Source organism: Leptospira fletcheri (genome assembly GCF_004769195.1).
In the GTDB taxonomy this organism is placed as follows: domain Bacteria; phylum Spirochaetota; class Leptospiria; order Leptospirales; family Leptospiraceae; genus Leptospira_B; species Leptospira_B fletcheri.
The window spans coordinates 919009-943732 of the sequence record NZ_RQET01000004.1; the positions used below are offsets into that span (position 1 = coordinate 919009).

The 24724-nt window shown below is 47.6% G+C and carries 19 protein-coding genes; 9 read left to right on the plus strand and 10 right to left on the minus strand.

The genetic code is table 11. The features are described 5' to 3' along the window. Positions 1-141 precede the first annotated feature (141 nt). The 4 genes from EHO60_RS07620 to EHO60_RS07635 all read right to left on the minus strand — a co-directional run bounded on the left by EHO60_RS07620 (position 142) and on the right by EHO60_RS07635 (position 5670). Entirely contained in the window at positions 142-1776 is a 1635-nt protein-coding gene (locus EHO60_RS07620; protein WP_135767533.1) for a cytidylyltransferase domain-containing protein, read from the minus strand. Further along, the gene (locus EHO60_RS07625) at positions 1751-3313 is read right to left on the minus strand and encodes a spiro-SPASM protein (protein WP_135767534.1); all 1563 of its coding nucleotides are present in this window, start codon (positions 3311-3313) and stop codon (positions 1751-1753) included. The genes EHO60_RS07620 and EHO60_RS07625 overlap by 26 nt, the downstream gene beginning before the upstream one ends. Positions 3314-3349: 36 nt before the next feature. Then, positions 3350-4366 (minus strand): putative peptidyl-prolyl cis-trans isomerase, encoded by a 1017-nt coding sequence (locus EHO60_RS07630; protein WP_246028179.1) that lies wholly within the window; start codon positions 4364-4366, stop codon positions 3350-3352. Positions 4367-4446: 80 nt separating this feature from the next. Beyond that, a complete protein-coding gene (locus EHO60_RS07635) occupies positions 4447-5670 on the minus strand; it encodes an aspartate kinase (RefSeq protein ID WP_135767536.1) in 1224 nt (407 codons plus the stop codon). A gap of 142 nt (positions 5671-5812) precedes the next feature. On the opposite strand from EHO60_RS07635, the gene EHO60_RS07640 reads away from it, so the two are divergent. Genes EHO60_RS07640 through mazF form a run of 3 tightly spaced genes read left to right on the plus strand, consistent with a single transcriptional unit; the run spans position 5813 to position 8275 of the window. Then, on the plus strand, positions 5813-7648 hold the full coding sequence (locus EHO60_RS07640) for a sodium:solute symporter family protein (RefSeq protein ID WP_135767537.1): 1836 nt from the start codon (positions 5813-5815) through the stop codon (positions 7646-7648). 55 nt (positions 7649-7703) lie between these two features. Next, positions 7704-7940: an AbrB/MazE/SpoVT family DNA-binding domain-containing protein gene (locus EHO60_RS07645; protein ID WP_135767995.1), complete on the plus strand. Its 237-nt coding sequence runs from the start codon at positions 7704-7706 to the stop codon at positions 7938-7940. Continuing rightward, entirely contained in the window at positions 7934-8275 is a 342-nt protein-coding gene (gene mazF, locus EHO60_RS07650; protein WP_135767538.1) for an endoribonuclease MazF, read from the plus strand. Before EHO60_RS07645 ends, mazF begins: the two co-directional genes overlap by 7 nt. 27 nt (positions 8276-8302) lie before the next feature. Here mazF and EHO60_RS07655 read toward each other — a convergent pair whose 3' ends face one another. Together EHO60_RS07655 and EHO60_RS07660 are read right to left on the minus strand one after the other, a co-directional pair. Next, on the minus strand, positions 8303-8992 hold the full coding sequence (locus EHO60_RS07655; RefSeq protein ID WP_246028180.1) for a hypothetical protein: 690 nt from the start codon (positions 8990-8992) through the stop codon (positions 8303-8305). Positions 8993-9145: 153 nt separating this feature from the next. Beyond that, on the minus strand, positions 9146-10798 hold the full coding sequence (locus tag EHO60_RS07660; protein ID WP_135767539.1) for an outer membrane beta-barrel protein: 1653 nt from the start codon (positions 10796-10798) through the stop codon (positions 9146-9148). Between the two features lie 962 nt (positions 10799-11760). On the opposite strand from EHO60_RS07660, the gene EHO60_RS07670 reads away from it, so the two are divergent. Together EHO60_RS07670 and EHO60_RS07675 are read left to right on the plus strand one after the other, a co-directional pair. Next, positions 11761-12258, plus strand: a complete 498-nt coding sequence (locus tag EHO60_RS07670) for an LIC10604 family protein (protein WP_135767541.1) — start codon at positions 11761-11763, stop codon at positions 12256-12258. 216 nt (positions 12259-12474) lie between these two features. Continuing rightward, entirely contained in the window at positions 12475-14976 is a 2502-nt protein-coding gene (locus EHO60_RS07675; protein ID WP_135767542.1) for a SpoIIE family protein phosphatase, read from the plus strand. Here the strand turns inward: EHO60_RS07675 and EHO60_RS07680 are convergent. After that, positions 14957-15550 carry a Tll0287-like domain-containing protein gene (locus tag EHO60_RS07680; RefSeq protein WP_135767543.1) on the minus strand — a complete coding sequence of 198 codons (594 nt, stop codon included), beginning with the start codon at positions 15548-15550 and terminating at the stop codon, positions 14957-14959. The two genes, EHO60_RS07675 and EHO60_RS07680, sit on opposite strands and share 20 nt — an antisense overlap. A 179-nt stretch (positions 15551-15729) precedes the next feature. Between EHO60_RS07680 and EHO60_RS07685 the strand changes: the two genes are divergently transcribed. Beyond that, a complete protein-coding gene (locus EHO60_RS07685; RefSeq protein ID WP_135767544.1) occupies positions 15730-16479 on the plus strand; it encodes a YebC/PmpR family DNA-binding transcriptional regulator in 750 nt (249 codons plus the stop codon). Positions 16480-16518: 39 nt separating this feature from the next. Further along, the gene (locus tag EHO60_RS07690) at positions 16519-17001 is read left to right on the plus strand and encodes a crossover junction endodeoxyribonuclease RuvC (RefSeq protein ID WP_135767545.1); all 483 of its coding nucleotides are present in this window, start codon (positions 16519-16521) and stop codon (positions 16999-17001) included. Positions 17002-17038: 37 nt separating this feature from the next. Here the strand turns inward: EHO60_RS07690 and cfa are convergent, their stop codons facing one another. The 3 genes from cfa to EHO60_RS07705 all read right to left on the minus strand — a co-directional run bounded on the left by cfa (position 17039) and on the right by EHO60_RS07705 (position 19883). Further along, entirely contained in the window at positions 17039-18154 is a 1116-nt protein-coding gene (gene cfa / locus EHO60_RS07695) for a cyclopropane fatty acyl phospholipid synthase (RefSeq protein ID WP_135767546.1), read from the minus strand. A 198-nt stretch (positions 18155-18352) separates the two neighbouring features. Continuing rightward, complete coding sequence (locus EHO60_RS07700; protein WP_135767547.1) at positions 18353-19129, minus strand: type III pantothenate kinase; 777 nt, start codon at positions 19127-19129, stop codon at positions 18353-18355. A gap of 1 nt (position 19130) precedes the next feature. Next, positions 19131-19883, minus strand: a complete 753-nt coding sequence (locus EHO60_RS07705) for a biotin--[acetyl-CoA-carboxylase] ligase (protein ID WP_135767548.1) — start codon at positions 19881-19883, stop codon at positions 19131-19133. 167 nt (positions 19884-20050) lie between these two features. Between EHO60_RS07705 and EHO60_RS07710 the strand changes: the two genes are divergently transcribed. Both EHO60_RS07710 and EHO60_RS07715 read left to right on the plus strand, forming a co-directional pair. Beyond that, positions 20051-23242 (plus strand): efflux RND transporter permease subunit, encoded by a 3192-nt coding sequence (locus tag EHO60_RS07710; protein WP_246028238.1) that lies wholly within the window; start codon positions 20051-20053, stop codon positions 23240-23242. Continuing rightward, positions 23220-24692: a TolC family protein gene (locus EHO60_RS07715; protein WP_135767550.1), complete on the plus strand. Its 1473-nt coding sequence runs from the start codon at positions 23220-23222 to the stop codon at positions 24690-24692. The genes EHO60_RS07710 and EHO60_RS07715 overlap by 23 nt, the downstream gene beginning before the upstream one ends. Positions 24693-24724 lie beyond the last annotated feature (32 nt).

The following is a 24724-nucleotide window of genomic DNA, read 5'->3' on the forward strand; positions in this document are numbered from 1 at the left end:
TCGGTATAGACCGACGGTCGGTTTGAATATGCCTCTAAGGCAAATTTTGGTCAAACTTTTTTCGAAACTTGAGGGAAAAAACGGACAATGGAAACAAAGATTATGTTTATTGTTTCCTGCCTTTCTGGCGGCAAACGCGTTCTATTTTTGGATGCCCAGGAAAAACGAGTTCTGAAACAGAATATCAATATATTCTAATATTCTGTCGTATCCTTTCGCACCCGGTCTGCGGGTTCCGACGGAAAAAGAAGGGAAGGAATCCGCATTTCCGTACGGGATCTCCGCTTCTTTCCATAAATATTCCGAAAGCGTTTTGTGGACCGGAGAAATCGGAAATGTTGCCGAAGGAATCCTTAGATACAACGCTTCGAAGAGACTTTGTCCGAAATATCCGTAGAAGTTTTCGGATTTTTTCAGAGTTTCCAGATATTCCATGCTGGAGAGACGGCGCGAATAACCGATTTTTGTCGAGTGTCTGTCTTTCGGAGGAGTTCCTCCCACGCGGAATACGGAACTCGAACGCTGCGCCAACGAATCGTCCAGTTTGTCGCAGGTATCGCCATCCAAAGCGCCCGCATAGCAAAAGATCTCCCAGCACTTCTCGCTTTCTTTTTCCTGTCCGATTCCGTCTTGGGTAAGGTAGGGAGAAATAAGAATGTTTTCCCAATCGAAAGAACTGCCGCTCAGAGGATGGGGAAGTAGATCCCAATGCGGATATTGCATTCTTTCCGGTCCGAAATGGTCCAAGAGGAGCACTTTAGTTTTTTTGTATGAACGGATCATCTTCAGGTCCCGATAGTCCACGATCAATCCGGCGAATTCTCCATCCTCCGGGGGTTCCTGCAAAAGACTCGTTTCCCAATCGCGTTGCGGCAGTAAGGAGTAGAGAAGATGGGATCTTGCCTCATGTCCGCTGCCGAACTTTTTTGCGCCCGCTATGAGAAGCCCGATCCTTCCCTTCGATTTCAGGACGGGGCTAGGTAGAGGAAATCGAATTTGAGGTACATCCCGGTTGATCTGAAAGATTTCCGGAAACTCCGCCTGCCAGGATAGAAGTTCTTCCGCTCCGAAACGAAAGACGGCATCCGCGGAAGTTCCGATTCGTTTTGCCGGCCCGTTTAAGAGTTTCTCTAGGGCCGTATAATCCTCTTTCGTGTCGATCGTCATTCTCAGCTGCGAAACGATTTCCGAGGATCCGGGAGGAAGAATCGCGGTGATAGGACGGATCCTGAATTTTTCCGGAGTTTCTTTGATGTGTAGACTAACGTGTTCCCTATGCCGTTCCTTGATGCCTTCCGGCGGTTCCCAAAGCAGCGCCTGCGTACGGAAGATTTCTCCTCCGGTACCGAGGGGAAGACCGCTGAAATAGGAAAGATCCGCGCCGCCTTCCAGAAAGGAAAAAACCAAAAGAGAAAGGTGTTTGACGTCGTAAAACGGATTGTCCCCCGTTAAACGAAGAATTGCATCCGCTCCGAAGGTTTTAGCCGCGGAGATATATCTGGCCCTTACGTCCTCCAAGGATCCGCTAAAAAAGCGCCTGCCTCTTGCGGAAAGAAAATCCTCTAACGCGGAATCTCCTTCCGGAATCAGGTACACGATCCTAGATTCCGGCAAGACTTGAACGAGTCTATGATGCACATGATCCAGTAAGACCGTTCCGGAGCCTGCGGGTAGTTCCGTCAGTACCTTGTTCGGAAAGCGCGACGAACCGGTCCTCGCCTGTACGAAAGCGTACAGGGAACGGATCGGACTACGCGTTAAAGGTGTACCATTCATCGCAGGAAAGGCAGGGCGCCGGGATATTTTCGTGCTTTCCGTTTACCGAGGAGGAAAAGAATGCGTGTCCTTTTTCCCAGATCTCGTTTAAAGATTGTTGTTTCAGATTTCCGATCGATTTGCTCGGATTTCCCGGGAGCTGCTTGCAGATCGAAACGGATCCGTCCGCATTGACATATAGGTCCCGGGCGAGGTGCCAGCAAAATTCCTTTTCCAAAGGAGTTAGGTCTGCGGCTCGTCTTTCCGGTAACTTTCCCGCATACGAATTGTATTTTTGCAGAATGATTCCGTAGCCCGCTTTTTCGGTCGTATCGTACCAGGAATCCACTTCGGAATCGATTTCCTTCAATTTGAGGAATTGGAGATAGATACGGTGCTTGGGCAGAATCTCGGACACGGATTCCAGATTTTTTACGACCGTGTCGAAGCCGTCGTACCCGTACAGACTTTGGAAGGTCTTTTTGTTCCAAGTGCTTAGGTTCACGATGAGACTGATTTTTTCCAGATCTTCTTCGGATCTTCCTTTGAAACTCTCTATCAGGTTTTTGGGATCGTCGGCCAGATCGCTTTCGATAAAGAGCTCCTTTAACGAAGGAGAGCGTAACGTGCGATCCAACAATGCAGGTAGGGAAGGATGTAGAATCGGTTCTCCCAGACCTCCGAAGCAAACGCTATATTCCGTTCCGAATTCGTTTTCGTGCTGGGAAAGTACGGAATCCAGTAGGGATTCCTCCCAATCCGCCTCCGATTTCGATTCGCTTAATTTCGACCTAGGATAGATCGTCGATTCCCGAGTTCTCGTTCCGACGATCTCCAATTCCAGATAACTCGGTCCGCTCCGAAACACTTCCGGATGGGAAAGCAGAAACGGTAGAATTTCGTCGTAACTCCATCCGCTTTTTTGTTTTAGGAAAGCCCGAACCAAAAATAGGGAACGTAGATCCGACGCGGAAAAGTCCATTCTCCATTGGCGAAGATCCGGGGATTGGTAGAAAATTTCCGTATCGTAATGGTTGATGTTTTTTGCGAGAAAGTCCTGGGCACTTCCCGTAAAATCCTTAGGCAGACTTTGCACGAATTCCCGGGATAAAATCCGCGGAACGATTCCGACCGGAAGATTTTCCGAATAGGAATATTGTGCCAGATACGTATCGTGCCTTTCGGCGATTTGGCGGCTCAGGTTCGGATCCAGTAAAGGGGAAAGTCCGTCGATCACGACGAAACTCGCTTCGTCCCAGTCCCGGTCTCCAGTACGGGAAGCAGGCAGCTTTTCCGATATGGAAAGAAAAAAAGCGGCCTCGGTATCGGAAGGAAGGACCGTAAAATCGGAAAAACCGAATTCTCTTACCAAGGATTTTCCGTCCAAAGAATCGTTCCAAATCGTATTGGAATAAATCGGAAGATTTGGGAATACTTGAGTCAGATTGCGGAGGGTTGCCCGAACCAGAGGCTCGATTTCCGCCAAGGGGCGTTTTTTTAGGAATTCGGTTTTTACGAGAGGAATATAAAACGCGATCGCTTGAGGAGGAAATTTCATCTTCTTTTTCTAGGATTGTACTTCGGACAAAAAAGATCAATCCAAGTGGATGGATTCCTTGTGGTCCGGAATTTTGTTTTCCTTTTTATAAGAATCGTCGAAAATCTGAATCGTCACAGTGCTTCTTTGCTCCCGGACCCATTTTTGGAAATTTTCTTCCTCTTTTTCCCGGGCCAGGATGTTCATGATCCCGCCTTTGACGGTTTCATAGGGAGTCGCTCTCTTTCCTTCCACTTTGATAATGCAGTACCTTTTGTACTCGTCCCGAAACACTTCGGAGACCGCACCTGCCTGTAAAGTGGACGTGGCGATCGCGGAGGACTTGCTGATTTTGAACAGTTCGAAGGAGGAGATCCAATCCACGAGCCCTTTTCTTGCCCTGAGCTTATTGTCGCCGTTTCGAGGGGATCCTGCGATTAAAGTGAAGGAATTGGGGTCCGCTTGCAGTGTTTTCCTGAGTTCCGTCGCCTCCTTATGGATCCTGGCTTCTTCCGCAATACTGTCATTGTTCGGCGCGATGGCGATGAGTCTGTATTGGATTTCGAATCCAACCTTGTCCTTATTTAGGGCGTACCAATTTCGCACGTCCTTTTCTGCGGGAGGCGGCATGGGAACTTTGTATTGGAGAAGCTGCCCTCTTTTGATTTGGTACGGGAGTTCCGTAATCCAAAGATCGTAAGGCATTCCCGAAGACGCTTCTATGGCGCGCTCGAATTGTTTTCTGGAGGTGAGCCCCATCAATTCCATGCGTTTTTCGATTTCTCCTTCCAGCCTTTTTTCGTTTACCTGGATGGATTCTTCGTCCGCGATCGTGTCCACGATGGCCCGGTCGATCAGAAAGTCTATGACCCGGGTTCTCTGGGATTTGCGCATGTCTTCGTTTTTCAAAAACCGGGAGAGTTTCTGGTACTTGTCCAAAGCGTCGTCGTAATCCAGCTCCGAGATGGAATGACTTCCTACCGTTGCGATGATCCGATTGATAGATTCTGCGGAATGTGCCGGATCCGTAATGACGGCCAAAAATAAAAAGGCAAATGCGAGAAAAGGGCGCAAACCTTCCGACCGGAGAATGGTTACAAACAATTTACGGAAAATAGGCACAGGGAAAACTTGCCCGTTCGAGGGGCCAAGGTTCAACCGTTTTTCGATAATCCGAACGTATCGTGGATCCGATTGACCGCAATTTCGGCTTTGTCCCGCGGGATGACGCAGGAGATTTTGATCTCGGAGGTGGAGATCATCTCTATATTCACCCCGTCCTCCGCCAAAGCCCGGAACATCTGTGCCGCGACCCCTACGTGGGATTTCATTCCGATCCCGACGGCCGATACGATGGAGATATTTTCGTTGATCTCGGGCTTTTCGGTTCCGTGGGCTCCGGTGAACGCTTCTAGGATGGGCAGGGCTTCACCTATGTCTTTTTTCGGAATGGTAAAAGAGATCGTGTTCCGGCCATCATAGGGGGAGGATTGGACAATCACGTCCACGAGGATATCCTTTCCACTCAGTTTTCCGAAAAGATCGGCAGCTAGACCAGGCTTGTCCGGAACGTTCGCGATGGTGATTCTCGCCTGATCGTTTTTGGCAGTGACCCCGCTGACTTTCAATTTTTCCATGATCTTATCCTCACTCACTACCAGAGTCCCGGGGTTTTGGTTAAAACTGGAACGGACATGAATCACCACGTCGTAATTCATTCCGAGTTCCACGCTGCGGGAGTGCAATACCCCTGCACCTAGACTGGCAAGTTCAAGCATTTCTTCATACGTAATTTGGGCGTGTTTGGAGGCCTGTTTGACTACCCGCGGATCCGCCGTATACACTCCGTCCACGTCCGTATAGATCTCGCATTCCTTTGCGCCTAAGACTGCGGCAAGTGCCACAGCGGAAGTGTCGGATCCTCCCCGGCCTAGGGTGGTGATGTCCTCGTTTTTATCGATCCCTTGGAATCCGGCTACGATCACCACCTTGCCTTCGGATAAGGCCGAGTCGATCCGGGACCGGTCTATCGTCTGGATTTTTGCGTTAGAGAAATTTCCGTCCGTGATCATTCTCACTTGGGAGCCGGTGAACGATTTTGCCGGAACTCCGATTTCCCAAAGAGCCATTGCCAGCATGGCGATGGAGACCTGCTCTCCTGTGGACAATAGCATGTCCATTTCCCGTTTGTGCGGATTCTTAGTGATCTGCCGCGCCAAATCCACGAGCTCATCCGTAGTGTGGCCCATCGCGGAAACGACTACTACGACATGATCTCCTTTGTCATGATATCCTTTGATGCGTCTAGCGACGTTTAAAATTCTCTCCGGAGTTCCGACGGAAGTGCCTCCGAATTTCTGGACGATAATATTTGGCATAGCCTCGGAGCCATGTTTCCGTGCCTCATAGCCCGATCAAGAGAAATCGATCTAGACCCGCCGAAAGAATCCTTGTTTTCCTGCGTTTCCGACCGATCTTAATGGAAAAAACGACTCTCTCCAGGGAGAAAGGAAGGCCGCTATTTTTTCGACTATCGATTGGATCCTGATCGGAACATATATCGCATTCGCATTCGGAGCGGGGGTCCTTCTTTCCTCCAAGGCAGGGGAAAGTCTCAGTTCCTATTTCGTGGCAGATAGAAAACTTCCCTGGTGGTGGCTCGGTACTTCCATGGTAGCGACCACATTTGCAGCGGATACTCCCTTGGTCATCACAGGAGTCGTTGCGAATGATGGAGTCAGCGGAAATTGGCTCTGGTGGAGTTGGGCCTTAGGGTACATGGCAATGACCGTGTTTTTCGCCTCGATTTGGAGAAGAGTGGAGGTGCTGACGGATATCGAAATCGTGGAAATCCGTTATTCCGGAACCGGAGCCGCGATTTTACGCGCGAGCAAGGCCTTCTTCTTGAGCATATTGATCAATTCCATCATTCTGGGATGGGTCTTTAAGGCAATGTCCAAAATCACAAGACCCTTTTTGGACTGGAAGATTCTCTTGGGGACGGATTCGTTTTCGGCGTTAGAATCAATCTGGCCCGGCTTTCTCGTCTTCGACGATCTAAACAATACGCTTACGGTTTTGGTTCTGTTTTCCGTGGTCGTCTTTTACAGCAGTATGGGAGGAATCCAAGGAGTGATTCTGACCGATCTATTCCAATTCGCTTTGGGGATCGGAGGCGCCGTAGTCTTTGCCGTTTATGCCGTCGGATATGTGGGCGGTTTGGACGGTCTATATTCCAAGCTCGAAGCGATTTATCCGGGTAAGGCCGAGGGCATTCTTTCCGTCTGGCCTTCTTTCGGAGAAGGGCAAGGGCAATTACCGCTTACGATTTTTCTAATATTTATCGGAGTGCAATGGTGGATCCAGTATTATTCCGACGGCTCGGGATACTTGGCGCAGCGTCTGCATACCGCAAAGACTCCGGCGGATGCGGAGTTGGGATCTCTTTGGTTTAACATTGCGAATTTTATTCTCCGTACTTGGCCTTGGGTATTGACCGCGCTCGTATGCTTGGTCGTGTTTCCTTTGGACAAAGCGGACTTACTTGTGTCGGAAGGAAAATCCGTCCAGCTGGATCGGGAAATGGCCTATCCGGTATTGATGAAGGTCATCCTTCCCTCCGGAATTCTAGGATTGGTTTTCGTGAGTCTGATGGCTGCCTTCATGTCCACTGCGGACACTCATATCAATTGGGGCGCCAGTTATCTGGTCAACGATCTGTATCTTCGATTTTTTAAGCCTTCCGCAAATAACAAACAGATGGTGTTGGCCAGCAGGATTGCGGTGCTTTTGATGGCGGGAATCTCGGTATTGGTGGCGACCCAAATGGGCTCCATACAATCCGCTTGGAAATTTTTTCTAGCCATGGCTTCCGGGCTAGGGCTTCCTCAGATTCTTCGTTGGATTTGGTGGAGAACGAACGCATGGACGGAGTTGGCCGGGATGAGTACGGCTTTGGTTCTTTCTCTTCTTTTGTATCCTGCGTTTCCGGAGGTACGCTCGGAGTATTTGTTATTCTGGACCGCATTAGGAAGCGTCTTTTCCTCTATCCTAGTCACGTACCTGACGCCTCCCTCTCCCGATTCCACCTTACAATCTTTTGTAAAAAGAACGAAGCCCTTCGGATTCTGGGGAAAGTGGGGAGGAGTCGATGCGAGAAGAGAGTTCTATTTCCGCTGCGGAGTTTGGGCGCTTGCGAGCGTTTCCCTGTATTCCGGCTTGTTCGGGACCGGCGCCTTTCTCATGGAAGACGTAGTATCTTCCGTCATCTATCTTTCCGTATCTGTTTTTACGGGATGGCTCGCGTTTCGGTTCTGGAAAGGTCGGTTGGAAAATGGATTGGCTGGAAAAGAATAAAAATGAGCTGACGATTTATGCAAAGTATATACAATGTATATATAAGCGAGGCGGTATGAAATCAGTCATACAAAAATGGGGTAACAGCCTAGGTATAAGAATTCCTAAGTCGATTGCCGATGAGTTGCGATTGAATAATGGCAGCCATGTTGATCTGAAATACGAAGGGGATAAAATAGTAATTTACCCGATAGGAAAAGCAAACTTAGCGGAGAAATTATCAAAAATAACCAAAGAAAATCGTCATTCGGAAGTAGACACCGGCAGAGTGTCGGGAAATGAAATTTGGTAAAGAAGGCCAAATACACTCCGGCAAGAGGGGATATAGTCTGGTTGAATTTTACACCTCAGACCGGCCATGAACAAAGAGGAAGGCGACCCGTTTTAGTATTATCACCAAAAGAATATAATTCCAAGACCGGCCTAGCAATATTCTGTCCGATCACGAGTAGAACGAAAGGTTATCCGTTTGAAGTTAGGGTGAAATCCAAAAAGATAGATGGCGTAATACTGTCGGATCAAATTAAGAATTTAGATTGGGCCGCTCGGGAGACGGAATTTATAGAGGCTCTTGATTTTGTTTCCTTGAATGAGGTTTTAGACAACGTTAAACTTTTAGTCTTTTAATTTCGTCTTAACCGATCGTTATCGGATTTAAAAATACGCATTCAATTCGATTAATAAAGCGTGAGGATTGAATGTTCCGTCTTTCGGATTCGGAATTTGGTATCCGACGGAAATAAAATACGATCTATCAAACTCGTAAGAAAAACCGCAAACCGATACGCCGACGGAATTTACCCCGGCGATCATATCGCAAACGAGCCTGAATTTTTCGGGCACCACGTCGATTTCTATTCCGTACATCATTCCCACGAGACTGATACTGGACTCGGATCCTGGTAAAAGTCGATGTTTGTAATATCCGAAAAAAGCCGGATTCCCCGAATAAGTGCCGACATAGAGAGTCGTGCGAAGGCTTTCTATTTTAGTCGAGGTCATAAAGAAATTATAGGTGGCAAAGCTGGAACTTGCGGGCGTGGCCCCGGAAGCGATCCCCGTCTTCGTTCCGACGCTTATATGGAAAGTTTCGGTAGGCTCGAACTTCTTCTGGTAAACGAATTGAAAATTAGGAGCTGCGGTCGGATAAGGTCCCAACGAAGAGGAGATGTTTTGTGCCGGAGTATTCGTGTAAGGCGCGGTTAAGAAATAATTAAACGCGCTGAATCCGATCTCCTGATTATTTCCTAATCCGTGCACGTAGGTGGTATCGAATTGGGTTTGAACGGGATAAAAAATGATCTGCTCCTGTATGAAGTTTCTTCCCTTTTCGGTGATTTTCATCGCAGGAACGTTGAAAAGATCCTGCTGAGCCGATAAAAAACCCGAAGGAAAAGTAATCGCGCAGACAACAAGAAATATAATAAAAATAGGATATATTTTTTTTCCGTTCAACCGATCTCGTCCTTTATATATTGCGAAAATTACGATATGGCATTAAAACTTAGCCACGATTCCAAGGGTATATCCGTTTTGATAGCTAAGGCGATGTCCTCCGCTATCCACAAACTGCAGTCCGTCCGCCCAATCTCTCCGAATATCCAATTTAAATTGAAGATTTTGGGTCCAGTTTAAGACCGGCGTAAGAGTTAAGGTATGATACTGCCCATAATTTCGGAATCCGGAGTAATCTCTCTGGTTTTTATCGATTCTTTCCACCATGACGGTATGCAGAGTCAAGGGGTTGTAGGGCCCGTAAGCTAGAGCATTCGGATTCAGATTTAAGGATTGAAGAATGAGATCCGCTAGGTTCGAATAAAAATCCTTTTCATATTGTTTTTCAGCGGGATTTCCTGCGACACCGGGACCCGATATTAACGCTCCGTTGTTATTTTTATCGTCGATGTATTCGAATCTTCCGTTTAGTTCGAGTTTTTCATTGATCTTATATTTCGACCATAATCCGTAAGCGTTATAAATCGATTTGATATGAATCGGCGTAGTCTGCCCCAGTAACAGCGTCGATTGGTTAATGATTCCGTTCGGATTGTATTCCTGTTGTGAGAGCGAAGTATTCGTCGATACGCTGCCTCCCTTTTCACCGTGGACCCAATCGAAATCCAATGCCCATTTATCGGTTAAGGTAAGGGATAGGATAATTTCGTTGGTATTCCACATATCCTGGAAGAATTTTCCTCGGGATTGGATCGGTGCGGAATTCTGAACTCCTGTTTGAGAGCTGATCGTTTGGCCTACGTATTGTTGCGAAGGGTTTTGGCGGGCGAAAGGATTGTCGCTGCTAAAAAGGGTATTGTACGTAAATACGAGTCTATCCTTAATTAAATCCCCTTTAATTTGCGTTCCGTAAGCTTTTTGCTGCCTGAATCCGTCTATAAATATGTTCGTGTTGGTCGGGTTCGATGCGGGGTTCGTAGAAGTGAGGAAGGACGCGTTTTGATAACCGGAACCTAATCCGCTATTATAAAGAAAGAATGAGACGTCCCAATCATCCGTGATTTTCCCCTTGATGCGAGCACCCGTATGTAAGAAAGACGTGGTATTAAAGAATATCGCTCCTATCGTATAATTCGGATTATTCTTCGATTCGATTTTTTCATATCCCATATGAGTCGCCATCTTTCCGACATCGACGGTAAATCCTCTGTGATAGTCTAGATAAAAGGATACGTACGCCTGTTGAAATGCGTTCATATTATTGATGGAATTCGTCTGACTACGGGGGGCCTCCTGGTAAATCGTATTCGTTCCGTTCATAAAATCCAACCGAAAGCCCCAGGGGTCCTTCTTGTCGGCGAGTTTTTGAATCTCCAATTTGATAAGGTTGACCGTAAATTGAAGGTTGTACGTTTCAAAGCCTCGTGAAGTATCGGTTTGCGTTCCGGAAGATTGGTTATTGTTGTCCTGATAATAAACATCCACAAATCCGTGAATGTCCAACGAATCGATGAGCTTCGAGGCTTCCGATTTTATCGTATTCGATTTATCCCGGAGGGATTCGCTCAGGGGAGGCTTCTTCTCTTCTTCTTTTTCGGAGGTATTTTCAGTTTTAGTTTCTTCCTGTCCGTTAACCGGAAATATTAAAATAAATTGAACGAGAAGAAGAAATGATATTCCCTTTATAGATTTCATATCGATACCGAAATTGTTGAATTCTTTCCGAAGAAAGATTACTTAATATTTGGAATGAAAACCTACCGCATAGTAACGGTCCGTTATCCGATTGGCGCACCATGTTCGTATGGGTAGATATTCCATGCGAACATGGATGCGGTTTTTAGCTGTGGATCGTGCTTGGGGGAGGTCTTGAAAAAAGATTCGGAACGCATCCGAAAGAAGGAAAGGATGTATCGGGCGATAATATGAATGAAAAAGTCAGAGTCTGGGGGGTAATTCGACTATTGTAATGGTTCGTTTTTTCCTTTTCAATCTGCTGGCTACCTTCGTTTTGATCGAAGTTGGCAAGGACGTTCAGGAAATAATTGAGTTTATATTTCTGCCGAGGAGTGGCAATGCTCTCGGCCCCGCTTTTTACCCAGGCAAGATCGGCTTGTAGAATTCGTTCTTGAATATCATTCGGCGAATTTAAGAAGAATACCGCGAGAATAAAAATTGAATAAATAAAACGAATCATGCGGGGCGATACAAGAATGACGAAGAAATTAAGAATTCTTAGTTACTCTAGGATATCTTTCATTCGAGTCAAATAAAAAATGTCTAAAGTCATTTCGTGTATTCGTATTTCTTATGCGAATCATTACGCTTTCAATACGGAGCTGGAACAAAATAGAATTCTAACTTCGGAATATATTGTTATTCTTGCATAGTTATCAGAAGCAGCGTTTCATCCGAAAGAAATCGACTCATTTTCGAAAATAACTTCTTGAGAACCTCCTTTACTTAGGTTCCTTCGATAAAGATCCGGATCGGAGTTCTTCCATTATGATCAGGCCGATCCAGGCAAATCCGTTTTTGTCAATGTTTTGACATATTTCACGGTCTTATTTTTTCTTTCGTCAAAATCGGTAAATTTTTAACAGACCGCCAAAAATCGGTTGTGCGACCCCGATCGAAACGGACGATTTGAACCGTTTATGTTTTGGTTAGGGATTTCGACGGGCGTCTTCTTTCTATTCGTACTCGTGGTAGTATGTATCGGATTTGGACTTCCGAAAGAGCACGAAGCGGAAGGCGAAAGAGAAATCCCCGCACCGATCGAGGAAGTGTTCGCGGTGATCCGCAATCCGGAAGAATATCCTCGTTGGAGATCCGGAGTACGCTCCGTGTTGAAAGAAAGCGAAACCATTTGGTTGGAAAAGGATTCTCACGGCCACCATGTCCGTTATTGTTTTGAATCGGAAGATCGACCTTCCTCTTTGGTCGTCAAAATCCTGAGCGAAGGACTTCCTTATGAAGGGGTCTGGGATTACCATTTTCTGAAATTGGGTCCGCATCTCACTCGAGTTCGGATTCGGGAAAGAGGAAAGATTTGGAATCCGATCTTCCGATTTCTGGCCCGTTTTTTTTTCGGATACACGGGTACCATTCACCAGATCCTCAAAGAACTATCCCAATCTTTGGAAAATAGATAGGCAATGCGTATCGCATTCTATTGTTCGTTTTAGTTTTGTTCCAAACAAAAGGATTCGGGACCCGATTTTCCTCCGACACACAATTGTTATTCGGGATTGGAGTTTTATTGTCGACCGAGTCGCGCGACTACGAAACCGTATTTATTCCATGCCGCAAGTTAAATAACCGAAGCGATCCCTGTTTAGTTTCGAAAATACTCGAGAAGGATGTTCGGGATGAAATTCCCACTTAGGTTCGCTTGGTTCTGCTTTTTGATCATCGTTCTTCCTTTGGCTGCGAAGGACGGAATCGATTTCGAAATCGACAATCTTTCCGCGGTCCGTTCCTTGGATGGATCTGATTGGAAGGTGACGTCCGAAGATTTGGACCCCGAAAAAATTTACGAATCGTATAGAAACGGGGAAAATCCTTTCGCCGATTGGGAGGAATATTCCGTTCCCGGAAATTACTTTAAAAATAGGCCGGACGTAAGCTCGAAAATTTCCAGAATCTGGATCGCGAAACGAATCCGGATCGGAAAGAAGGAAAAAGCGGAGCAGGTTTCGATCCGTCTCGGTGTGATCTCGGACCGGGACGAGGCATACTGGGACGGGCGCAGAATCGGAAAGTCGGGAGATTTTGATTCGGAAAAACCCCAGGCCTATGATCAAGTCCGAATCTACGAGATTCCGGAGAGTCTTACGGAATCGGATTCCTTTCACGTACTTCTGGTAAAGGTCGAGAAGTATTTTCCGAACGACATAGGGATCACGGGAGATCGGGTCGAAATCGGTCCTAGCGATTTGATCCGAGCCGGATTCGATCGCGAGGAGTATTTAAAGTTACTTCTCTTAACGGTTTATCTTACCGTCGGAGTGTATTTCGCATTTTTGTTCATCAGGAGGAGAAAGGAATCCGAGAACCTATATTTTTCCGCCTTTACGCTCCTGCTCGTAATTTATCAATTTTTAAGAAATCAGACCAAGTACGATCTGGGAATATCCTTCTTTGTCCTGAAAAAGACGGAATATCTCGTGTTGATTTTTACGGTCCCGCTTTTCTGCCATTTTTTACGGACGTATTTTCGCGCTCCTCGAACGACGGCACTGCATGTTCTGGACGCCTTGTGTTTCCTCTCGGCGATTTTTATTCTTTCGACCGGGGATGTGAAGCATTACATGTTCGTAAACCAGAATATCGTGCAACCGATCTGGATCGGGTATGTCGCATTCGCGTTCTTCTGGCTGTACCGGGAAATTCGGAAACGGAACCGGGACGCTATGCTTGTCCTTTCAGGAATGGGTTTGGTTCTTGCGGCTACCGTAGTCGATATTCTTACCGATAGGGGAGTCTTTGTCTTTCCGAGGTTGGTCGGATATTCCTTCGTATTCTTCGTCTTGAGTTTGGCGACCATCCTTGCGAATAAGTTCGTACGATTGAACGAGGAAGTGGAAGAACTCAACGGTTCCCTGGAAAAGAAGATAGAAGAACGCACCCTCGAATTGAATCAAACCTTGGACCAGATGCGTAAACTCAAGATCCAGCAGGACGGGGATTATTTTCTCACCGCTCTTCTGATCAATCCCTTGGCGGTGAACGAGAATAAAAGTCCTAAGGTCCGGACGGATTTTTATATAAAGCAGAAGAAAACCTTCGAATTCAGATCGAAGAATTACGAGATCGGAGGCGATATTTGCGTTTCCGGAAATCTGGAATTGAGAGGCAGACAATATACCGTTTTTCTAAACGGTGATGCCATGGGAAAATCCATCCAAGGTGCGGGCGGGGCTTTGGTTTTAGGATCCGTATTTCGAGCGATTTTGACCCGGTCCAAAACGACGAGGGAAAGGGAAACTTCTCCCGAGCAATGGCTCAAACAGGTTTTCACCGAACTACAGCAAGTATACGAATCTTTTGACGGATCCATGTACGTTTCCGCAGTGATCGGTTTGTTGGACGACGAAACAGGGTTTTTGTACTATGTCAATGCCGAGCATCCTTGGACGATCCTGTACCGGGACGGCCGCGCCACCTTCATCGAGGACACCCTGACTTGTCGCAAGTTCGGGACACCGGATAACGAAAAAAACCTAGTCGTTCAGACCTTCCAGCTCTTTTCGAAAGACGTGATCTTCATAGGATCCGACGGGAAAGACGATCTGAAAATGTTGGGAAGATCCGGAGATTGGTTCATCAACGAGGATACGGAGCAGATCCTATCCGTAGTGGAGGATGGAGAAGGTCATCCCGAGAAAATCTTCCAATTCTTGATTTCCAAGGGGGAATTGTACGACGATTTCACTCTGCTTAGATTGGAATATTCCGGAGAAAAGGAGAGTTCACGACCGAAAGTTTCCAGAGAATATTATGAATTATTTATGAATGGGAAAAGTCTGCTGAAATCCGGAAGCAGAAAGGAAGGCCTCTCTCTTCTGGAAAAAGCGTTCGAATCCTTTCCTTACGACGGAAACCTACTGAGACTCCTGGGGGAGCAATTCCTAAAGGAAAAGAGCTTTTTAAAAGCCGCTTCCTATTTGGAATCCTATATTTCCCGTTTTCCTTCTTCTCTAGACCATTTTTATTATGCGGCGTACGGATATAAGATGTCTGGAGAAATCCAAAAGGCGATGGAATTGTGCGAAAGATTGACCCTAAGAAACCGAGAACATACAAAAGCTCTGGCATTGCTTGCGGAAATCTCGAGCCAGTATACGGAAACTAAAGTCTCTTCCAGGTAGCGGAGAACGCGCCTCTTAGGTCTCCCATCTTATAGTCGACTGCCGCATCTTTAGGATATAACGCGCGGATCTTCGCTAGGGTCTTAGCGTCGATTTTTTCCGTCGGGCCATGGCATTTGAGACAGGTTTCGTCGGCGATCGAAATCGGTCGCATCGCGCGGAGTTCGTTCGGAGTACTTTCAAAGAAAGAATAAGGAGGCCTACCGGTTTCCGCGAATTTTTTCCAGTCAGAGAACACCTGCATTTCCCATTCGTCGGGGGAATGTTGCGGGTTTCGGTTTTTTTCCGAGACTCTTCGGATCCGTAAGCCAGGGTAACGATCACCGATCTCTTTTTCTTTGGAAGGAGAAAGGGTTTTGCAAATGGAAATCGAATCGGCTAACCCTCTGGTCCGGATCGAAGATCGGAGTTCTTTCGATAGCTCCGCTTGCAATTCGGCGAATAAGTTCGATAGGATTTCCTTTTTGTCGCCGTCTTGGTTTCTATCGCAAACCGCAAAAAATTGGACCAAAATGAGGAGGGAAATTCCGCGTAGAAAAAGTTTCCGGAACAAGGTGGATTTGTTCTGCTTCACAAAAACGATTCTCTCTTATAAGCGTATCGTCGCCAACCTTTTCCTCGGGAAAGATTCGAACCCAAAAAAGATGGACAAGGTTGAAAAACGGAGATTTGTTGAAAAAAAGGTTTTGAAACTAGGTTTTCATCGAATCATCTAACGAACCGATTCTCAATCCAAAAAAGGGGAACTAGCCGATGTCCGGTCATAGTAAGTGGGCTACGATCAAACGTAAAAAGGACGCAATCGACTCCAAAAGAGGTGCCGTCTTTACCAAAATAGTGAAGGAGATCACGGTCGCCGCCAGAATGGGCGGATCGGATCAGGAAGGGAATCCCCGTCTGCGTCTTGCCGTCCTGAAAGCGAAGTCGGCGAATATGCCGAAGGACAATATCGAAAGGGCGATCAAAAAAGGAACCGGGGAATTGGAGGGGATCGTATACGAGGAATGTCTGTACGAATGTTTCGGCCCCGGCGGGATTGCGATCATGGTGGAAGCGGTTACGGATAAAAAATCCCGCACGACTCCTGAAATCAAAAGCATCCTGACCAAGCTAGGCGGTTCTCTTGCCACTACCGGTAGCGTCAGTAGGCTCTTCGAGAGAAAGGGAATCATCATCGTGCCTTCCGGGCAGATCTCCGAGGAGGAACTGGTGGATCTGGCCGTAGGCGCCGGAGCGGAGGATGTTCAGAACGAAGGAGAAGTCTTTCGCGTAGTTACGGCTCCGGATGAATACGAAGCGGTGCAGACTGCGCTTAACAACAAAGGAATCAAGACTGACGAATCGGAGATCAAATTCGTTCCCCTCGTTACCACCGAAGTTTCCGATAAGGAGCTTGCGGATAAAACGATGAAATTGATCGATAACTTGGAAACCCACGACGACGTGCAAAGCGTTAACTCCAACTTCGAACTGTCGGCCGAGTTGGAGAAGGAGTATGAATAGGACGTTTCCGGCGCGGATTTCCCCTCTCCGGTCCTTAGAATGAAGGTGCTCGGAATCGATCCTGGTTCCCACCGCATGGGCTATGCTGTGTTAGAAAAGGAATTGTCCAGGATCCATGTCCGCACTTACGGAACGATAGAAGTCCCTTCGGGGACCAAAAGTCCGATCAATCTGATCGCGATCCGCCGCCAGCTCGAAGCCATCCTGGACGAATTCCGTCCGGATTTGGCCTGTGTGGAGGATCTTTTCTTTGCCAAAAACCGAACTACAGCGGCAAAAGTTTACGAATCCAGAGGAGTCGTTCTTCTTACATTAGGGGAACATAATATACCTTTCGTCGAGCCTACGGCTTCCCAAATTAAAAAAGGGACAACGGGTAGCGGAGTAGCCGATAAAAAGGAAATCAAAGCTGCCCTAAAACTGCTGCTCGGACTCGCGGAACTGACCGGCCACGACGATTCCTGGGATGCCATGGCCTCGGCTTACGTCGGTTTTGCGATGTCGGGTTCCGTCGGTCGCTAAGCGATCGATATCCTTCGAACGGAAGGGGGCAGGGATTTTAACGCACGCCTTCGTAGACTCCTTCCATCTCTTTAGAAAACACGAGTTGCCAAAGTTGTAATTTCCTGGCGCGGAACGCACCAGCGCACGCTAAGAGATAGAATTTCCACATTCTATAAAATCTTTCTCCGTACTTATTACCGAGCTTTTTCCAGGATTTTTCGAAGTTATTGTACCAAGCCATCAAGGTCTGGTCGTAATAGCTTCCGAAATTCTGAAGGTCTTCCAAGACGAATAATTTCTCGGCGGCTTTGGTTAGTTGTGCGGATGAAGGAAGCAGGGAATTCGGAAAGATGTACTTTTCGATCCACGCGTCGCCGACTCTGGAAGTGTTATTGGAGCCGATGGTATGCAGTAGAAATAACCCGCCGTCTTTCAGGCATCGATAGGCTATTTTCATATAGGTCGTATAATTCTTGAAACCTACGTGTTCCATCTGTCCCACGGAAACGATCCGATCGAAGGGTTCGTTTACAGCGCGATAATCTTGGAGTCGGTATTCGATGTCGAATCCTTTGGATAAGTCCTTGGCTAAGGACAATTGTTCCTTCGACACGCTGATTCCTACGATTTTTGCCCCGTAATGTTTTGCGGCATAGCGGGCAAATCCTCCCCAACCGCAGCCTATATCCAGGACCTTCATTCCCGGTTTTAACTTAATTTTTCTGCAGATCAGATCCAATTTGTTGATTTGGGCTTCCGCAAGATTCTTGGCTTTTTTCCAATAGGCGCAGGAATACACGAGTTCCGGGTCCAACATTTCGCGGAAAAGATCGTTGCCGATATCGTAATGTCTTTCTCCGACTTCGAAGGCTCTGTTTCCGTCTTGCTGGTTGATCAAACGGGAGAGAACGAATAGTAATAAATCCCTCCAGGATTTTCCCCCTTTCCGTTCCAAACCGGCCTTTACGACTTTGTAAATCGTCTGGTCCAGTTTTTCGCTTTCGAACCAGCCGTCCATGTAAGCTTCCCCGAAACCCAGGGATCCCTTTGCGGCTACCCTTTCGTAAAACGAGTCATTTTTGATTTTCAAGTCCCAGGGGGAATTTCCTACAAAAGAAACTCCCGCTGCGGAAAAAAGGGTTTCCACTTTTTTACGGATCGCATTTCGCATAGATACCCGCCTTAAAGAAGGGATTATCGCTTAAGTGTAGTCGTTTTGGCGGGGGCTTGCAATCCAAAAAGGATTATATTTTTATAAATAGATCCCGTTCGAAATTTCGCCTAACGAAGAAAGTATGCAACTTCTCGAGCCGCATACTATTTAATAAGCGACATAGAATTCGATCGCATTTTCGCTGCTTTAACTTCGTTAAGATCGATTCAGATCGTAAAGAATCTGCAATCCGCGTAAGGTGAGCAACGGTTCTATTTTGTCGAAGAGTCCGGGATGCGCGGAATGAATGGTGGTCACTAGGCCACCTGTACCGATCACCCGGTATTCTTTTCCGTAAGCCTTTTTGATTTCCTGTATGATCCCGTCCAGTAACCCTATCCAACCGAAAAAAAATCCCGCTTGTATGGATTCGATGGTGGAATCCCCCAAAATCTTTTGCGGAGGCTGAAACACGATCGGCGGAAGTTGCGCTGCGTTTCTGGTCAAAGCATCCATGGATCCTTTCAGACCCGGAGCGATCACTCCACCCAAGTAATTGGGAACGTCATCCACTACGCAAAACGTGGTCGCGGTTCCGAGGTCGATGATGATGTTCCTGCCCGGATGATCCGTTACGACTGCCGCGGCATTCACCAATCTGTCTGCTCCGATTTCGAAGGGCCGAGGATAAAGAATTCCGAAAGGAAGTTTCATCCGGTAATTCACTCCGATCGGATCGATTTTAAACCAATCCTGGATCATTCTTTCCAAAATCGGATTGAGCTGAGGCACGACGGAGGAATAGATTCCGCCTTTGATATGCGAACTATCTATCTCGAATTCCCGTAAAAAACCGCGGAGAAAAAGTCCCATCTCGTCCGAAGTGCGATCCCTACGAGTCACAGTCCTCCTGTGGAAGATCGCTTCTTTGGAACCGTCCCGATAAATACCGAAGACGGTATTCGTATTACCGACGTCTATTACCAGAATCATTTTAAGCCAAGGACCTGAAATCTTCGGGGCTGTCAATGAATTCGAGAATTCTTCCGGAGTCCACTTTCACTAGTAGGCGGCCGGACACGTCCACTTCCAATAACACTCCCGTTTGTTCCGCTCCGTCCTGTCGGAAAGAGACCGTCTGTCCTTTCCAAAGTAATCTGTCGTTTACGAAGGAAAGATATTCCTTTCCATCGGAAAGAGACAGAACTGCATCGTTGAGCAAGGGCAAAAGGGTTTCCAGAAAACGATTTCGCCGACCGGATTCAGAATCCAAGGAAGTCACGAAGCCCGCCTCGGGGAGTTCCTCCGGAGAACGATTTCCGAAGAGATTGACTCCGATTCCTAGGATCCAATCCCATTCTTCTCCTTCTTTTTCCGTTTCGATCAGAATCCCACATACCTTCTTGTCGTTTACGAAGATATCGTTGGGCCATTTAATTTTCAGTTTTCCGGAAGAATGTAAGGAAGGATAGGCGGATAGAAGGGCTTTGGATACGGAAACCCCTACGAAGAGAGAAACCAAGTTGGGAGAAGGGAGTTCTCCGCTATACCTGAGTTTTCCCGAAAACAGGAAGGGTTCGTCGCCGATTACGGACCAAGTCCGATTCTTTCTTCCCCGACCGCGGGATTGAAAATCGGCGAGGATCCAGGTTCCGGGTGGGAATTCCTTCCCTTTCAAAAGAGAATTGGTGGAGGAAGTCTCCGCGAGGAAAATTCCTTTATCGGGTTCTAAAAGTCGAAAAGGCACGGGGTTTTTCTTATAGGAAGGCCCTTGAGTGAACAAGAAAAAATCAGGCACCGTCGATAAAAAGAGAGGTCTCAATTCTTGAATCGAGACCTAATTTCCGAGGTCGTCACCGGTAGGTTCCCTTGCAATTATCAGAAGTTTCCATACGCAATCCGATCTTCGCTTGGATGATGATGATCGGAATCATTCTCTTGGGATCCATCGGCTTCTCCAGGATGGGACTTTCCCAAATGCCGGATGTGGATTTTCCCGTCGTCAACGTTACTTTAAATCTGGAAGGCGCTAACGCCTCCGTAATGGAGACGGACGTAGTGGATCCGATCGAGGAAGTACTGCTGACGGTCCAGGGCGTAGTGGAGGTCCGGTCCGTTTCCACCGATAACTCTGCGACCATTACCGTGGAATTGGAACTCAAACGGGATGTGGACGTTGCCATCCAAGAGATTCAGACGAAGATCGCTCAGGTCCAGAACAAGTTGCCCGATGCTCTGGATCCGCCCATCCTAATGAAATCCAATCCTGACGATACTCCGATCATTTGGGTCTCTCTCACTGCCCAGGGAAAAACGGAACAGGAGAAGATGATCTTCGTAAAGACCCGTCTCAAGGATAAGTTCCAGGAGATTCCGGGTGTCGGGGAAATCATCCTTGGCGGCTACGTGGATCGTACGATCAACGTATTTCTGGATCCGATTCGTTTGACCCGCTCGGAACTGACGGTCAACGACATTACGAATACTTTATCCGAACAGAATATAGAGGTTCCTTCGGGAAGGGTGGAGAATAAGAGTTCCGAAATCTCCTTACGGGCGGTAGGCGACGTTCCCACAGTGGAACAATTTTCGAATATATTTATAAACTCAAGAAGCGGGGCGGCCATGTTCCGTCCGGTAAGACTCCGGGAAGTCGCGAAAATCGAGGACGGCCTGGACGAAATCCGTAGAATTTCCCGGTTTAACGGGATTTCCGCCGTAGGTCTGGGAATCAAGAAGTTGAAGGGAGCCAACGCCGTTCAGGTCGGCGATCTAGTTAAGAAAAAGATGCAGGAACTAAAACCTGCCTTACCGGAAGGATACGATTTATCCGTAGCCGCGGACAACACCACGTTCATTCGTGATTCGGTCGAGGAGCTGATCTTTACGCTGGTTCTTTCCGCGCTTCTGACCGGATTCGTATGCAGACTTTTTTTGGGAAGCTGGAGCAGTACTTGGAACGTTCTGCTCGCCATACCGACTTCCGTGATGGGAACTTTCCTCATCCTGTATTTCGCCGGCTTTACCTTGAATACGTTCACCTTGTTGGGGTTGTCTCTTGCTGTCGGTATTGTCGTGGACGACGCGATCATGGTTTTGGAGAATATCAGTCGGCATAAGGAAATGGGAAAAAGCTGGTTCCAAGCAGCTTTGGACGGAGCTTCCGAGATTCGGTTTGCCGCTCTGGCTGCGACTCTGGCCATCATCGCCATCTTTCTGCCTGTGGCTTTCATGTCCGGAATCATCGGAAGGTATTTCCTGGAATTCGGTGTGACGGTCGCAGTCGCGGTCGCGCTCTCCCTTTTCGAAGCGCTGAGCTTCACTCCTATGCGTGCTTCGAGGTACCGTGAGAGAAACGGTGCAGCGATCGCGGCATTCGAAGCGATCGCTAAACACGGAAAAAAGAAGACCAAGAATCTCGGCTCTGATCCCGGAGCGAAGCAGGAATCCGATCGATGGGATAGAACCATCTCCAAAGCGAAGGAGATCCTGGCTCCGATTTCCTTCTTTAAAAAAATGGATCCGGTAATCGAACGGTTTCTGCAATTCTGCGAGAGAATTTACGGAAAGGCTTTGGATTACGTGATCGCTTTTCCGAAAACGGTCTTGTTGGTTTCGACGATTTTATTTCTACTTTCTCTAGGTTTTATGATCCTCCTCAAGAAAGAGTTCATACCTCCTCAGGATATGGGACGCTTCGTGATCCGTGCAAAAATGCCGATCGGTTCCTCGATCTTTCGAACGAACGAGGCCATGAGGAAGGTGGAGGAATATCTGGTTTCTCGCCCCGAGATCACGAAATACATGTCCAATATCGGAGGGATGGGAGGAACGGAATCCAACGGGGCCATGTTCTTCGTTTCGGTGAAGGACATGGGAAAGAGGCCGAAGAGTAAAAAGACCGGAAGAGAGATCACCCAAAACGAGATTTTTGCCGAGCTGAGAAAGGATTTGAAATCCCTCGTTCCGGAATGCAAGTTCTCCGTGCAGGATCTTTCCCAAAGAGGATTTAGCGCGGGACGGGGATATCCTGTGGAACTGGTTCTTACCGGTCCGGATTGGGCCAATTTGGCCAAGGTTTCCGACGAGATCCGGAACAGATTGGACGAGAAAGGGATTTTGTTGGACATCGATACCGACTACGTCGCCGGACAGCCGGAGGTCCGTATTCTTCCGAATCGCGAAGCCGCTGCGATTCGCGGAGTGAGTATGGCGAATATCGGAAATACGATCGGACCGTTGATGGGTGGGAAAAAGGTAAGTAGGTTCACCGAGAATGGGCGGAGTTTCGACGTTCGTGTAAAGATCAATAAGGAACAAGGCGAAAAGGCGGATATCATTCCGAATATTTCCGTGCGCAATACGTACGGAGAATTCATCCGCTTGAAGGACGTTTTGGTACTACAGGCCACGAATACTCTCAAGAACATCACTCGGGTCAATCGGGATAGAACGATTAAGATTTTCGGAAATCCGCCTGTGGCAGTGGGACAAAACAAAGCGACGGAGAATGCGATTCGAATCGCCAAGGAAATTCTTCCCGAAGGCTATTCGGTGGACGTAACGGGTTCGGCAAAAACCGCCGGGGAATCCGCGGGAAGTCTTCAGTTTGCCCTCGTTCTCGGCATTATCATGTCTTACATGATTCTGGCCAGCCAGTTCAACAGTCTCAAGCAACCTCTCTACATCTTATTGGCCATGCCTTTCAGTTTTTCGGGGGCGCTAATCGCGTTGTATTTCACTAAGCAGTCCTTTAATATGTACAGTTTCATAGGCTTGATCATGCTGCTTGGATTGGTGAAAAAGAATTCCATCCTGTTGGTGGAGTTCGTAAATCACGTACGATCCACGGGAAAGGGGATCGCGGAATCGATCCGCGAAGGATGTCCGGTCCGTTTGCGGCCGGTCTTGATGACTTCCTTCTCTTCGATCGCGGCGGCGATTCCTCCCGCTTTGGCCTTGGGTCCGGGTGCGGAAACTCGCGTACCTATGGCGATCACGATTTTAGGAGGATTGATTCTTTCTACGCTCATAACCTTTATCGTGGTTCCTGCGGCTTACATGCTTATGGAAAAGGAATCGAATGATCATCTTGCCCACAGATAAAAATAAATCCGGATCCGAATATCTACTCGTTTTATCGATCGTTCTTTTGACGCTTTCTTGCTCTTCCACTCCGGAAGTAAAGGTGAACGACGGAGTCGTCGAGGAAACGTTAAAGGAAATCACGGGGGTTACCACCCAGGATGTGGAACGAGTCTCTTCCAAGGAAGCGCTGACCTTGGAAGACCTTTACGTGCTCGCCGTGGAAAGAACGGAAAGGATCGCGCTTAAAAACGAATCCACGGAACAGGCGAGCGCGCAAAAGGACAAGGCGTTTGCGGGATTCCTGCCAACCCTCTCCTATGTATTCAATAAATTTTATGCGGTTCCCGGCCACCGGGTCGACCAAAGTTATCAGAATCTACAGACTTACAATGCGATCAATAACGGGAACTATTCCTCCTTATTGCCGAACGGTTCGAGCAGCGCTCTGCCGCCTACAGTCGGTGCCGGTTCCCGCTTACTTTTGAGTATTCCTTTGTCCGCAGGGATTGCTTCCTATCAGGATTATCGGTCCGCCAAGAACCTAATCGAGCAAAGAAGGATGGAGGCGAAATTCGAAGCGGGCAGGATGTACCTCGAGCTCGCGCAAGGATACTTCAACTTTTTACAGTTGGAGGAAAATACGAAATATTCCCAGGAGTCCTACGATTTGAACCGGGAAGCTCTGGATGAAAGAAGGAGATTGTATTCTCTCGGAAGAATCATGAGATCCGAATTATTGAATTCAGAAACGGCTCTATCCAACGCGGAGGCCGTTCTTGCAGACTCGAAATTCCAGTTGGAGCAGGTGAGAATCACGTTAGGAACGATGGTTGGCTCGACCGCCGGGGTAAGGGTGGCCGCTTTTACTACGAATTTTTCTCCGCCGGATACGGGAGATCCTCAGGAATTCGTCGCCAAAAGATACGATGTTCGAGCCACGGATAAGAGTATCCAAGTGGCGGATGCGAACAAGGATAAAGCATGGGCGGGGTTTATTCCTAGCATCGCTTTGAACAACTACTTCTCCTTTCCCGTCCACGGTCAAACCACTCCGAAGGACATCACCGCGCAGTTGGCCATTACGGTTCCATTGACTCCGTTTTCCCAGATGGCGGACCTGAAAACGGCGGAATCCATGCGAAAGCAGGCTAAGTTGACTGCGTCGCAAACGAAAAGAACCGCTTCACAAGAGATTCGAACCGCAATCGAGAGTTACCAAAATTCGGAGCGTGTCTTGAAGATTTACGAGAAGGCGTACCAATACGCCAGAGAAACCGCGCAAAGCCAAATCGCAGGGTATCGAACGGGAAGAAATAGTAGGATCGAAGCGATTACGGCGCGATTGAGCACCATTAACGCGGAGATGACTTACAGGCGCATGATCCACCAACACGCATTGAATCGAATCGCGTTAGGCGTAGCGATCGGGGAAATGCCTAAGATCCCCGACGAAAAGAAAAAGGACTAGACTTAGGAGAAGGTTTTCTTTTCGGAAAAACT

What these genes read in the sequence shown, in the direction of transcription:
- EHO60_RS07620 (WP_135767533.1), bottom strand. Translation starts at nt 1,776, where the DNA reads ATGAATGGTACACCTTTAACGCGTAGTCCGATCCGTTCCCTGTACGCT.
- EHO60_RS07690 (WP_135767545.1), top strand. Translation starts at nt 16,519, where the DNA reads ATGAAGGTGCTCGGAATCGATCCTGGTTCCCACCGCATGGGCTATGCT.
- EHO60_RS07635 (WP_135767536.1), bottom strand. Translation starts at nt 5,670, where the DNA reads ATGCCAAATATTATCGTCCAGAAATTCGGAGGCACTTCCGTCGGAACT.
- EHO60_RS07715 (WP_135767550.1), top strand. Translation starts at nt 23,220, where the DNA reads ATGATCATCTTGCCCACAGATAAAAATAAATCCGGATCCGAATATCTA.
- EHO60_RS07685 (WP_135767544.1), top strand. Translation starts at nt 15,730, where the DNA reads ATGTCCGGTCATAGTAAGTGGGCTACGATCAAACGTAAAAAGGACGCA.
- EHO60_RS07710 (WP_246028238.1), top strand. Translation starts at nt 20,051, where the DNA reads ATGATGATGATCGGAATCATTCTCTTGGGATCCATCGGCTTCTCCAGG.
- EHO60_RS07655 (WP_246028180.1), bottom strand. Translation starts at nt 8,992, where the DNA reads ATGAAAATCACCGAAAAGGGAAGAAACTTCATACAGGAGCAGATCATT.
- EHO60_RS07625 (WP_135767534.1), bottom strand. Translation starts at nt 3,313, where the DNA reads ATGAAATTTCCTCCTCAAGCGATCGCGTTTTATATTCCTCTCGTAAAA.
- EHO60_RS07675 (WP_135767542.1), top strand. Translation starts at nt 12,475, where the DNA reads ATGAAATTCCCACTTAGGTTCGCTTGGTTCTGCTTTTTGATCATCGTT.
- EHO60_RS07700 (WP_135767547.1), bottom strand. Translation starts at nt 19,129, where the DNA reads ATGATTCTGGTAATAGACGTCGGTAATACGAATACCGTCTTCGGTATT.
- EHO60_RS07660 (WP_135767539.1), bottom strand. Translation starts at nt 10,798, where the DNA reads ATGAAATCTATAAAGGGAATATCATTTCTTCTTCTCGTTCAATTTATT.
- EHO60_RS07670 (WP_135767541.1), top strand. Translation starts at nt 11,761, where the DNA reads ATGTTTTGGTTAGGGATTTCGACGGGCGTCTTCTTTCTATTCGTACTC.
- cfa (WP_135767546.1), bottom strand. Translation starts at nt 18,154, where the DNA reads ATGCGAAATGCGATCCGTAAAAAAGTGGAAACCCTTTTTTCCGCAGCG.
- EHO60_RS07645 (WP_135767995.1), top strand. Translation starts at nt 7,704, where the DNA reads ATGAAATCAGTCATACAAAAATGGGGTAACAGCCTAGGTATAAGAATT.